Origin of the sequence: Bacillus sp. FSL K6-0268, assembly GCF_038005425.1 — a bacterium.
GTDB lineage: Bacteria > Bacillota > Bacilli > Bacillales > Bacillaceae_G > Bacillus_A > Bacillus_A thuringiensis_S.
Genome location: NZ_JBBOTF010000001.1, coordinates 945,916 through 957,807, shown reverse-complemented (window position 1 = coordinate 957,807; position 11,892 = coordinate 945,916). Strand labels below are relative to the sequence as shown.

Genomic DNA, 11,892 nt, shown 5'->3' with positions numbered 1-11,892 from the left:
TTTTCGTATAAAGGAGCTACGACTTACGAAAACTTAGGAATAGAACATTGGAAGAGGTGTAAGTATGATAACTAGAAAACTACCATTACATATAGACAATATTAAAAAAGCTCACAAGATTCTAGATAGAAATGCTCGTAAAACGCCATTAGTAAAATCTTTTTACTTGACTAGTAAAACGGGCGGAGAAATTCATTTGAAATTAGAAAATATGCAATTAACGGGTTCTTTTAAATTTCGTGGCGCATTTAATAAAATGTCGCGGCTCACGGATCAAGAAAAAGGTGTAATTGCATGTTCAGCAGGTAATCATGCACAAGGAGTTGCATTATCTGCTCATTTACTCGGTATTAAGAGTAAAATTGTTATGCCAATTTCTGCACCGCAGGCTAAAGTCGAAGCAACTAGAGGATATGGATCTGAAGTAATTTTACATGGTGAAACATTTGATGATGCAAAGGCAAAATGTGAAGAAATTATAAGGGAAACAGGTGAGACATACTTACATCCATATGATGATGTAGAGGTAATGGCTGGTCAAGGTACAATTGGATTAGATATTCTTGATGATATGTGGGATGTAGATACTGTCATTGTACCAATAGGTGGAGGCGGAATTATTTCTGGTATTTCTGTAGCATTAAAATCTTTTAATCCATCGATTAATATAATTGGTGTCCAAGCAGATAATGTTCATGGAATGAAGGCATCTTACGATAAAGGAGCAATCGTAGAACATTATGAGGCGCCTACTATTGCAGATGGTTGCGCTGTTAAAATACCAGGGGAATTAACATTTGAAATTGTAAAAGAATTAGTAGATGATATTGTAACTGTATCAGAAAAAGAACTGGAAGTAGCGATGAAAGATTTATTACAACGTGGGAAAGCTGTTGTAGAAGGTGCAGGTGCATTAGCAACTGCTGCACTTCTTGCAGGAAAAGTTGATAGCTATATAAAAGGAAAAAAAGTAGTAGCGGTTATATCTGGTGGGAACGTGGACTTACAGCGCATATCAAGTGTATGTGAGCACTTTTTTGTCGCTAATGAAGTGAAATAGTTTTATGAAAGAAGAGCTAAGAGAAATAATTTTAGCTCTTACTTTTTGTCTACTGTTTATTGTAAGTAGCAATAAATTTGCTGTTTAATGAATTGTTTTATTTAAGCGCCAATTTTTACACATATCTTGAATGTTACAATAATTATTTCAATATTGTCGAAACGTAAGCAGAAATTTAATATAATAGTTTTAATGTACTAATGAGCGGTGAGGAGGGCAGGTCATGAATAAAGAAGAACAGGTCATGAACGGTTTCAGGGAATTATATAATAAGCTGGTTTGGCTTAATAAAGATAAGATGGAAGAAGGTCTTAAAGGTTTTAAGTCTTCTGAAGTCCACTGCATTGAATATATTGAAAATAATGTGGATTCTAATGTGACACAACTTGCAGAGGCTTTTTATGTGACTCGCGGTGCTATAAGTAGAATGACTAAGAAGCTCATACAAAAAGGCCTTATTGAAAGCTACCAAAAGTCGGAAAATAAGAAAGAAATTTATTTTAGGCTTACCGAAGAAGGGAAAGAAATTTATAAAATCCATGAAGATCTGCACAAAGAGTTTCAAGAGCGGGATAAAGCTGTATTTGAGCAAGTAACTGAAGAAGAATTCGACAGTATAATTAGTTTCGTGGAAAAGTATAGTAGACATTTGGATGCAGAAATAAAGAAACAAGGTATACATATTAAATCCTAATACATTTTAATAATGAAATGGCAGCCTTACTCTAATGAGAATAGGCTGCTTTTTTATTATGTTGTTTTTGTTGACTAATCAACAAAATGGAGTTATCATTTTGTTGACACGACAACAAAATATTTTAAGGAGAGAAGTTAAATGTCTATATTTAGATCACAAAATGAAAGGAAAACTGAAAAAAGCATAGATAAACATGCTTTACTATTCGGACTTATTTCTGTATTTCTTTGTGGTATAGGTTTCAGTATTATCATGCCTGTAGTCCCATTCTTAGTACAGCCATATACAAGTAATCCGGAAGAACAAGCATTAGTTGTTACACTACTAACTTCCGTATATGCGGCTTGCGTGTTTTTAGCTGCCCCAGTACTCGGAGCTTTAAGCGATAAGTATGGCCGTCGTCCATTACTTTTAATATGCTTATTTGGTTCTGCAATTGGGTACTTAGTTTTTGGTATAGGAGGAGCTTTATGGGTACTATTTGCTGGACGCATAATAGAAGGAATAACAGGCGGGAGCATAAGTACTATCTTCGCATATTTTGCAGACATCATTCCAAAAGAGCAGAGAACGAAATACTTTGGATGGGTGAGTGCAGTTGTAGGTGCGGGAACTATCATTGGCCCCACTATTGGGGGATTACTTGCCAAGTTTGGTGATACTGTACCTATGTATTTTGGAGCAATCATAACGTTAATAAATGTTGTATATGGGATCAAATATATGCCTGAGAGTCTTGACAAAAATAATAGGTTAAAAGAGATTACTTTTGTAAGGTTGAATCCTTTTGCACAGCTAGCAAACATACTTTCCATGAAAAATTTAAAATGGTTACTTGTCTCAGCGTTTTTACTTTGGATACCTAACGGATCTTTACAAGCAATTTTCACGCAATTTACAATGGATACTTTCAGTTGGAAACCTGCACTAATCGGACTTATGTTTTCAATTTTGGGCTTTCAAGACATTGTTTCACAAAGTTTTATAATGCCAAAGCTTTTGATCCAGCTTAGTGATAAACAAATAGCAATTCTTGGGATGGTTTCGGAGATTATAGGATACAGTTTTATTGCGGCATCAGCTTTGTTTTCACTCTATCCACTACTTATCGTTGGAATGCTGATGTATGGTTTTGGGGATTCAATTTTCGGGCCTTCATTCAACGGGATGCTTTCAAAGTCTGGCGGTTCTAGTGAACAAGGAAGGATTCAAGGGGGAAGTCAATCTATTCAAGCTTTAGCAAGAATGATTGGTCCTATTATTGGAGGGCAAATCTATGTATCGCTTGGTCATGCTGCACCTGCTTTTATGGGTATGATCCTTATAGTCGCGGCAATAGCAGTTTTGTATAAGGGGACACATGCAACTGTATAACAGATAGATATAAGAACAAATAAAAGGGTGTCAGAACTTAGGAACACGTGCTGACACCCTTTTTGTTTACGGTTTGAGAGCTAAGAGAAATGCTTTTGTTTAGGGATTTATTCTGCAATGCTCTCATGGTAAATGACTAGATAGTTTAATTATGCTTGTGCTGAAGTAAATAATGACTCCATTTTTACCTTGCTCTTCTCTCGAATTTCAGCATCTGCATGGCGCATAACATATTTATGCGCTACAGCGATTGCTAAAACATCATCTAATAAGCCAATCCCAATAATAGCAGCTATATCTGGAATGAAATCAATTGTTAATACGTAATAAGATAAAGCGGCTAATATTATGAATTTCGCTTTAGTAGGTAATTCTTTCTTTTTCATTGTGTAGAATAAGATAATACTTTCATATACGCTGGATTTACCGAGGTTTACAGAGCTTTTTTTGAACTTTTTCCAAAGTGTCTGTTTCTCCATATAAATACTCCTTTTACAAAAACATAGATTTTTTAAAAGGATAGACAAAGAAGTGAGAGATTAATCAATGTTATTGTTTTTCTTATTATATATTTCCATAAAAATAGGGGATTACCTGTTCAAAATAATATAATGTGGATTATGCCACGATTCACAGTGTTCCGTTACATAGTATATATATTGTAAAATGTATGTGGATGATTTAGTTATTATTATGCATTTTATAAGCGGTATGGGGGGAGAAAAATGAAAATAATAGAACTACCAATTGAATTCGAATTTAACGGGCAAAAACAATGTATTTATCCAAGTTTAATTATATTACATAATGAATTAACGTTAGTCGATACAGGATATCCAAGTTTTTTACCTTTAATTGAAAATGCAATATTAAAACATGGATATGAGATGAAAAACTTAAAGAATATAATTATTACCCATTATGATGACGATCATATAGGGGATTTATATGATTTTAAAATGAAATATCCAAATATTAATGTTATTGCTAGTGAAATTGAATCTAACTATATTAGTGGTGATATAAGATCAGAGAGGTTGGCTCAAGCTGAAAAAATGTTAGAACGTATGCCAAATGAAGAAAAAGAATTTGGTAAATGGTTTATTCAACAGTTAAAAAATATAAAACATATTTCCGTCGATGAAAAAGTACATGATGGTCAAATGATTTTGAATAATGAATGTCAAATAGTAGCGACGCCAGGACATACTTCGGGGCATATTTCATTATATTTTCCGAATTTAGACTGTGTAATTACAGGAGATGCAGCGGTTCAAGAGAATCGTGAGTTAGTAATAGCTAATCCGGATTTTTGCTTAGATATAGAAAGGGCGGAAAAGTCTTTAAATAGGATTAAAAGTCTTAAAGCAGCACAGTATTATTGCTACCATGGAGGAAAGCTGACTTTATAAAATAATGAAAACCGGTCTTTCCTAAATCAAAAAGATCGGTTTTTTAGTTCATATATTTTGCGATTTCAACCAAATCAGTAACAGTATATTTCGGTAAAATTGAAATGTATATGTACAAAAGAATATATATAATTTGAGCAAGGATATAGGAGAGAGAAGATGGGTTCGTTATTTGATGTAATAGCAAATGTTATTTTGTTTTATCCTCGAAATGACATGAAATTGAAACACCATATTGCAAAATTAAGTGAATTAGAGTGGTTTCGAAATCTACATGAAGATCCGAAGTATACAAGTTTAATTTGGAGTAATAGAAAAATTAAAAAGTATATTTTGACTTCTGCAAATATGGAACCATTAATAAAATCCGAGAAAAAGCAAAAAGAATTTGTCCATCTAGTACAGGATGAATATAAAAAAAGAAGATAAGAATTTTTTTATTTTTCATATTTAGCGAAACAAATGGTACAATGAAAGCTAATGTGAAAAATAAGGAAAAGAAGTGGTCTATTTGAAAAACTTTTTAGAATTAGGAATTAGTGAAACTTTTAATCATACATTACGTGAAAATGGAATTACAGAAGCAACACCAATTCAAGAAAAGGCAATTCCAGTTATTCTGTCAGGTAAAGATATTATTGGGCAGGCGAAAACTGGAACGGGTAAAACGTTAGCATTTGTGTTACCCATTTTAGAAAAAATCAATCCAGAGTCTAGTGATGTTCAGGCTTTAATTGTTGCACCAACAAGGGAACTAGCTCTGCAAATTACAACTGAAATTAAAAAAATGCTTGTTCAAAGAGAAGATATTAATGTACTAGCGATTTATGGTGGGCAAGATGTAGCACAACAATTGAGAAAATTAAAAGGTAATACACATATTGTTGTTGCAACACCAGGACGATTATTAGATCATATACGACGCGAAACAATTGATTTAAGTAATCTTTCAACGATTGTACTAGATGAAGCGGATCAAATGCTTTATTTCGGTTTCTTATATGATATTGAAGATATTTTAGATGAGACACCTGGTAGTAAACAAACGATGTTATTCTCAGCAACGATGCCAAAAGATATTAAAAAATTGGCGAAGCGTTATATGGATGAGCCGCAAATGATTCAAGTACAAAGTGAAGAAGTAACGGTAGATACAATTGAGCAGCGTGTCATTGAGACGACAGATCGTGCAAAGCCAGATGCACTTCGTTTTGTTATGGATCGTGACCAGCCATTTTTAGCAGTTATTTTCTGTCGTACAAAGGTTAGAGCAAGTAAGCTTTATGATAATTTAAAAGGACTAGGTTATAATTGTGCTGAACTTCATGGTGATATACCTCAAGCGAAACGTGAAAGAGTTATGAAGAGTTTCCGCGAAGCTAAAATTCAGTACTTAATCGCAACGGATGTAGCAGCTCGTGGACTTGATGTAGATGGTGTAACGCACGTATTTAACTTTGATATCCCTGAAGATGTAGAAAGTTATATTCACCGCATTGGCCGAACAGGACGTGCAGGTGGATCAGGTCTTGCAATTACGTTCGTTGCAGCGAAAGATGAAAAACATTTAGAAGAAATTGAAAAAACGCTTGGTGCACCAATACAAAGAGAAATAATCGAACAACCGAAGATAAAACGTGTAGATGAAAATGGAAAACCGGTACCAAAGCCGGCTCCAAAGAAATCAGGTCAAAATCGTCAAAGAGATAGCCGCGAAGGTTCAAGAAGTGAATCAAGACGTGATTCGAGAAATAGCTCGAGAAGTGATTCAAGAAATGAAAATAACCGATCATTTAATAAGTCAAGTAATAAAAAAGGTAGTACAAAGCAAGGTCAGCAAAGACGTGGCCGTTAAAGTATGAAATGGTAATCTGGATGAAGAGATATATCGTTTGTTAATAGAGAAATCGCTATATAATAAAAAATCCTGATATAATTATTAATGCAGAAGGAGTCACAAAAATTTGTGGCTCTTTTTGTATTTAATAATAGGTTGGCGTGCATTTGCACCATAAGAGTAAAGTTTATAATTTCATTTACCGTATTTAAAATAATTTAAAGAATAAAGAAAAAATTAAAATGTGGAGCCTTTATTCGTCTGAAAGTTCAAAAAGATATATAATAATTTTCTGAACATTAATTCATGGAGGGGTATTAATGAAAACTGAAACGTTACACACACAAGAAGACATCTTAAAAATGCTTGATTCATTATTAAGACCTGCAGAACCATTTTGGAATGAGTTTTATGAGAATAGAGAAAAGGATGTTCCGTTTTTTGAAAATGTTCCAGATGAGAATCTAGTTTCGAATATACAAAAAGAGAGAGTTTCAAAAGGGAAGGTATTAGAACTTGGATGTGGTCCAGGTAGAAATGCCATTTATTTAGCGACTCAAGGATTTGATGTAACAGCAGTGGATTTATCTGTAGAAGGCATTAACTGGGCAAAAGAGAGGGCATTGGCAAAAGGGGTAGAAATTCATTTTATTTGTAATTCAATTTTTAATTTAGAGGTTCAAAACGAATTTGATTTTGTATATGATTCGGGCTGTTTGCATCACATTCCACCGCATAGAAGAATAAATTATGTGGATTTAATTAAAAACTCATTAAAATCGGGTGGTTATTTCGGATTAACATGTTTTGCAGCAGGCAATTTAGATGAGCGAAATGGATCAGAAATAACAGATTGGGACGTATATAGAGAATGGAGTCTACAAGGTGGTCTTGCATACTCGGAAGAAAAGTTAAGAGAGATATTTAAAGAATTTGAGGTAATTGAGATTAGAAGGATGAAACAAATGAAACAACCGAAAGAAATATTTGGAGAATCATTTCTTTGGACAGCATTATTTAAGAAGAAATAAGAAAGTAGATAATTGACAAACTCATCGTTTTTATAGACAATACACTTATGGGAATATACGTTCGGTTTTTTGGCCGACTTATGTTTTACATAAATATATAACAAGGGGCTGTCTCCATATGAGTAACACAAATCAAAAAATTACTACGTTTTTAATGTTTGAAGGCAAAGCTGAGGAAGCAATGAATTTTTATACGTCGCTATTTGATCAATCGGAAATTGTAAGTATTTCTCGCTACGATGAAAATGGACCTGGTAAAGAGGGAACTGTAATTCATGCAACTTTTACGCTAAATGGCCAAGAGTTTATGTGTATTGATAGTTATGTAAATCATAATTTTACATTCACTCCAGCTATGTCTCTTTATGTAACTTGTGAGACAGAAGAAGAAATTGAAACGGTCTTTCATAAACTAGCGCAGGATGGAGCAATTCTCATGCCTTTAGGTTCTTATCCGTTTAGTAAAAAGTTTGGCTGGTTAAATGATAAGTATGGTGTATCTTGGCAGTTAACTCTTGCTGAATAAAAAAGAAAAAGCGTAGCTTATTTGTTTAATGGATTTAGTTAAAAGCTTGAAAAATGAAATAACATAAAAAAGCGTTCCAACTGTCAACAGTTTTGGAATGCTTTTTTTGTGGAAATGAGTTGTTTAAAACTTACCAATTCTACGATTATTTTAAATGAATGATGGAATAGATGTATATTTTTGTTTCTTTTTAGAATTTTTAGTAATTATTAGTATTTATCTGTTAATATAAATGTAAACAACTATGTATGAACTATCAGGCAGGTTAATAGGAAAAGGAAAGTATAAATAGTTAATAAGCTTACACATTGAATGCCACTAGATCGTTTGGAGGACTAATCGCAATGGATACTACACAACAAAACAGTAATGCATGGGATAAGAAGGTTGAAGAAGGTTGAAGAAGGTTGAAGAAGGTTCTAGATACACGCAGCCTGTAAGTAGCGAGATTATTGAGAAAAGCAAATCAGGTGAATGGGAGATTACAGTCACTACGGAAAAGTCAGTTCCTAGAGAGTGGTTTCCAAAGTCATTAGATGGATTAAAGATACTTTGCTTAGCGTCAGGTGGTGGACAACAAGCACCTGTTCTAGCTGCTGCTGGAGCAGATGTAACAGTTACTGATATATCTAAGAAGCAATTGGAACAAGATGAAAAGGTAGCAAAACGGGATGGTTTGACTTTAAAAACCGTACAAGGAGATATGTCAGACCTTGGTGACTTTGAGGATGAATATTTTGATATTGTTGTAAATCCTGTCTCTAATTTGTTTGTAAAAGATGTTCATCTTGTATGGAATGAAGTTTCTAGGGTTTTAAAGAATAAAGGTATTCTTATTGCTGGATTTACAAATCCATTACTATGGATCTTTGATGATAACCAAGAACAAAAAGGTATTCTTGATGTTAAACATTCAATTCCTTCATCAACATTGGATTATTTACCAGAGGATGAAGTTCAAGATTACATCGATTCAAATCAAACAATAGAATATGCGCATACTTTAGAAGACCAAATCCAAGGCCAAATTGAAGCTGGTTTTGCTATGACAGGTTTTTATGAGGATGATTTTGGTGGGACAAGGATATTAGATAAGCATATTAAAACATTTATTGCGACAAAAGCTATAAAGTTAAAGATGGATTAAGAATTTTTGTTTGTCACACGGGGCGTTAGTCGAAGAACGCTCTTAAAATAGAAAAGGATGGTGCTTTCCATCCTTTTCCTTATGTATTTTGAGTGTCGAAACTATTCTCAAAACAAATTTTACACTACCAATTGTATAATTAGTTTTTTTATATTAAGAATTTTGCTGACCGAATCTTTTCCCGAGTTTAGCTAACAATTCAGGTTGATCGCTTTGGCTCATTATTACCTCAATAAAGATAAGTTGATTCTTATTAAAAGTTATATTTGTTAAGACTTCTGTTAACTCTGTTTCATTCTCCACTTTAAATGTTAGGCTTTTTTCTTCTGATCCGAATAGGTTCGGCAAGTTAGTATAATCCCACATCTGTATGTCATTATATGGTTGGTTTTGGCCGTGAATGGCACGTTCAACAGTGTATCCGTTGTTATTGATTAAAAATATAATCGGTTTTAAATTTTGACGTAGTATAGTTGATAACTCTTGGGCAGTTACTTGGTAAGAACCGTCACCAATAATTAAAATGTTGCGCCGTGATAAATTGGCGACCTGTGTACCAATTAGAGCGGGCAGTGTATATCCGATAGATCCCCATAACGGTTGTCCTACATATGCAGTGTTATTAGGTAGAGGGATAGCAGCACTACCAAAGAAAGGTGTTCCTTGCTCTACAATTAAGATGTCGTTTTCTTGTAAGAAATGGTACATTTGCTGCCAAAAACGTTTTTGTGTGACCATTTGTGATTTGGGATTGAACTCTTCAGTAAAAAGAGATGATTTTAAAATAAATGGCTTAACGTCAAGAGTATCTTTATTACGATGCTCAATTGAATCACTTAAATGTTGTAAAATATCCTGCATTACAACTGGACCGTATTTTTTATCTATAATTTTCACAGTGTAGGGATGGATTTCTATAACTTGTTCTTTTGTAAAACCTTGTGTGAAGCCGCCTGTAATAGTATCAGTTAACTTCACACCAATACTAATAATACAATCCACTTTAAATTTTCATGTGGTACTACATCATCTAAAAAGGCAAGATTATAATCACCAGGAACCCCGAATGTATGTTCAATTCCTAATCCGTGTAGTCTATCCAATAAATATGTACTTACAGTATATTTTTTTCAAATGAATCATCTCCTAATTATGCAGTGAATGTTTCAATAGACTAAACAGGTTCTAATAAGTTGATTAAAATATTCATTACTAGATTGTGGTATAATTTACATACAGGGGGAAAGTAGATGACACAACATAAAGAAGAACAGATGAATGAGGCATTAGCATTATTTTATTTTGCATATAAAACATTTACTGAAAAGCCAGATGAAATTATAAAAGAATATGGCATTCAACGAGTACATCATCGAATTTTATTTTTTATCGCACGTTTTCCAGGGATAAGTGTAAATGAGTTATTATCATTATTAGAAATAAGTAAACAAGCTCTCCACGGGCCACTACGTCAACTTGTGGAAAAGGGCTTAATTGAGAGTAATGAAGCTACACATGACCGCCGTGTGAAACAGTTGTCTTTAACAGAACAAGGTGCAGATTTAGAGAAAAAATTGAGCGATGTACAAAGACAACAAATGGGCGCTATTTTTTCAAAATTTGGTGAATCATGTGAAGACAATTGGCATCAAGTTATGAATGAAATGGCAAATAGTCGATCAGGTTTTGATGCTTGGATATCAAAACGGGAAATACCAGTCGATCAAAAATAATGAAAAACTTCTGTTTTTATAGTTTGAAAAAGAACAAATTTTATCCATACATTTGGCAACTATCGTTTGGTTATAGAGTGAATGGATAAAAAGATACATTACTAGATACTTTATACGTGTACGCAATGGAACAATAAAATTCACATTTCCGAAAGGGGAATTATAATGATAAAACTTGTACTTATTCGTCACGGACAAAGTTTATGGAATCTTGAAAATCGCTTTACTGGATGGACAGATGTTGATCTATCAGAGAATGGATTAAGTGAAGCGAGAGAAGCAGGAGCAATATTAAAGAAAAACAGATATACTTTTGATGTGGCTTATACATCTGTATTAAAACGCGCAATTCGGACGTTATGGATTGTACTTCATGAGATGGATCTTACTTGGGTCCCAATACATAAATCTTGGAAGCTAAATGAAAGACATTATGGTGCATTGCAGGGGTTGAATAAAGATGAAACTGCTCAAAAATATGGTGAGGAGCAAGTTCATATTTGGAGAAGAAGTGTTGATGTAAGACCACCGGCTCTTACTGAAGACGATCCTCGATATGAAGCGACCGATCCAAGATATAAAACACTCAAAAAAGGTGAATTTCCATTAACTGAATGTTTAGAGGATACGGAGAAGAGAGTACTTGCTTATTGGCACTCAGAAATTGCGCCGATATTAAAAAATGGTAATAAAGTAATTATTTCATCACACGGTAACACAATTCGCTCGCTAGTAAAATACTTAGACAACCTTTCGAGTGATGGTGTAGTTTCATTAAATATTCCAACTAGTATTCCGCTTGTTTATGAATTAGACGAAAACTTACGTCCGATTCGTCATTATTATTTAAGTATGGATGGAGAAGTACCTGAAGGGGAAATTCCGAAACATATTTCTTTTTAATACGAAAATTTGAAATGAATGCTTGTCTACATATACAATATAGACTCATGGTAAAGTAAAATTTTAATCAGTGGGGGTCTTACTGCCCACAAATAGCAGGATAAAAGACGTGGTACCTTCTAATATATATGCGATGTAGCTAAATTTAGAAGCTTGTCCATGTCTTTTGTCA

The 11,892-nt window shown here is 33.7% G+C and carries 12 protein-coding genes and 2 pseudogenes; 11 read left to right on the top strand and 3 right to left on the bottom strand.

Annotation, left to right across the window (positions count from 1 at the left end):
- The first annotated feature begins 64 nt into the window (after positions 1-64).
- The 3 genes from tdcB to MHI28_RS04730 all read left to right on the top strand — a co-directional run bounded on the left by tdcB (position 65) and on the right by MHI28_RS04730 (position 3,131).
- Positions 65-1,060: a bifunctional threonine ammonia-lyase/L-serine ammonia-lyase TdcB gene (gene tdcB / locus MHI28_RS04740; protein ID WP_000632967.1), complete on the top strand. Its 996-nt coding sequence runs from the start codon at positions 65-67 to the stop codon at positions 1,058-1,060.
- 223 nt (positions 1,061-1,283) lie between these two features.
- Positions 1,284-1,754, top strand: a complete 471-nt coding sequence (locus tag MHI28_RS04735; protein ID WP_001030909.1) for a MarR family transcriptional regulator — start codon at positions 1,284-1,286, stop codon at positions 1,752-1,754.
- Positions 1,755-1,895: 141 nt separating this feature from the next.
- Complete coding sequence (locus tag MHI28_RS04730) at positions 1,896-3,131, top strand: MFS transporter (protein WP_000021836.1); 1,236 nt, start codon at positions 1,896-1,898, stop codon at positions 3,129-3,131.
- Between the two features lie 149 nt (positions 3,132-3,280).
- Here MHI28_RS04730 and MHI28_RS04725 read toward each other — a convergent pair whose 3' ends face one another.
- Entirely contained in the window at positions 3,281-3,610 is a 330-nt protein-coding gene (locus MHI28_RS04725; protein WP_000415089.1) for a YkvA family protein, read from the bottom strand.
- A gap of 246 nt (positions 3,611-3,856) precedes the next feature.
- Between MHI28_RS04725 and MHI28_RS04720 the strand changes: the two genes are divergently transcribed.
- From MHI28_RS04720 to MHI28_RS04695, 6 genes and pseudogenes are all read left to right on the top strand, one after another.
- Entirely contained in the window at positions 3,857-4,543 is a 687-nt protein-coding gene (locus tag MHI28_RS04720; RefSeq protein ID WP_000691159.1) for an MBL fold metallo-hydrolase, read from the top strand.
- Positions 4,544-4,702: 159 nt separating this feature from the next.
- Positions 4,703-4,972, top strand: a complete 270-nt coding sequence (locus tag MHI28_RS04715; RefSeq protein WP_000535041.1) for a hypothetical protein — start codon at positions 4,703-4,705, stop codon at positions 4,970-4,972.
- Positions 4,973-5,045: 73 nt separating this feature from the next.
- Entirely contained in the window at positions 5,046-6,398 is a 1,353-nt protein-coding gene (locus MHI28_RS04710; RefSeq protein ID WP_002082792.1) for a DEAD/DEAH box helicase, read from the top strand.
- Positions 6,399-6,700: 302 nt separating this feature from the next.
- The gene (locus tag MHI28_RS04705; protein ID WP_000846297.1) at positions 6,701-7,411 is read left to right on the top strand and encodes a class I SAM-dependent methyltransferase; all 711 of its coding nucleotides are present in this window, start codon (positions 6,701-6,703) and stop codon (positions 7,409-7,411) included.
- A 118-nt stretch (positions 7,412-7,529) separates the two neighbouring features.
- Positions 7,530-7,937, top strand: coding sequence for a VOC family protein (locus tag MHI28_RS04700; protein ID WP_000072495.1), 408 nt, complete (start codon positions 7,530-7,532; stop codon positions 7,935-7,937).
- Between the two features lie 344 nt (positions 7,938-8,281).
- Positions 8,282-9,084, top strand: a pseudogene (locus MHI28_RS04695) (class I SAM-dependent methyltransferase).
- Positions 9,085-9,237: 153 nt separating this feature from the next.
- On the opposite strand, the pseudogene MHI28_RS04690 reads toward MHI28_RS04695, so the two are convergent.
- Both MHI28_RS04690 and MHI28_RS04685 read right to left on the bottom strand, forming a co-directional pair.
- Positions 9,238-10,083 (bottom strand): annotated as a pseudogene (locus tag MHI28_RS04690) (thiamine pyrophosphate-dependent enzyme); the annotation flags it as partial.
- Complete coding sequence (locus MHI28_RS04685) at positions 10,059-10,187, bottom strand: hypothetical protein (protein WP_043311436.1); 129 nt, start codon at positions 10,185-10,187, stop codon at positions 10,059-10,061. The gene MHI28_RS04685 and the pseudogene MHI28_RS04690, both read right to left, overlap by 25 nt.
- Before the next feature lie 147 nt (positions 10,188-10,334).
- On the opposite strand from MHI28_RS04685, the gene MHI28_RS04680 reads away from it, so the two are divergent.
- Positions 10,335-10,817: a MarR family winged helix-turn-helix transcriptional regulator gene (locus MHI28_RS04680; RefSeq protein WP_000191905.1), complete on the top strand. Its 483-nt coding sequence runs from the start codon at positions 10,335-10,337 to the stop codon at positions 10,815-10,817.
- Positions 10,818-10,982: 165 nt separating this feature from the next.
- A complete protein-coding gene (gene gpmA / locus MHI28_RS04675; RefSeq protein WP_000594159.1) occupies positions 10,983-11,720 on the top strand; it encodes a 2,3-diphosphoglycerate-dependent phosphoglycerate mutase in 738 nt (245 codons plus the stop codon).
- The last annotated feature ends 172 nt before the right edge of the window (positions 11,721-11,892 follow it).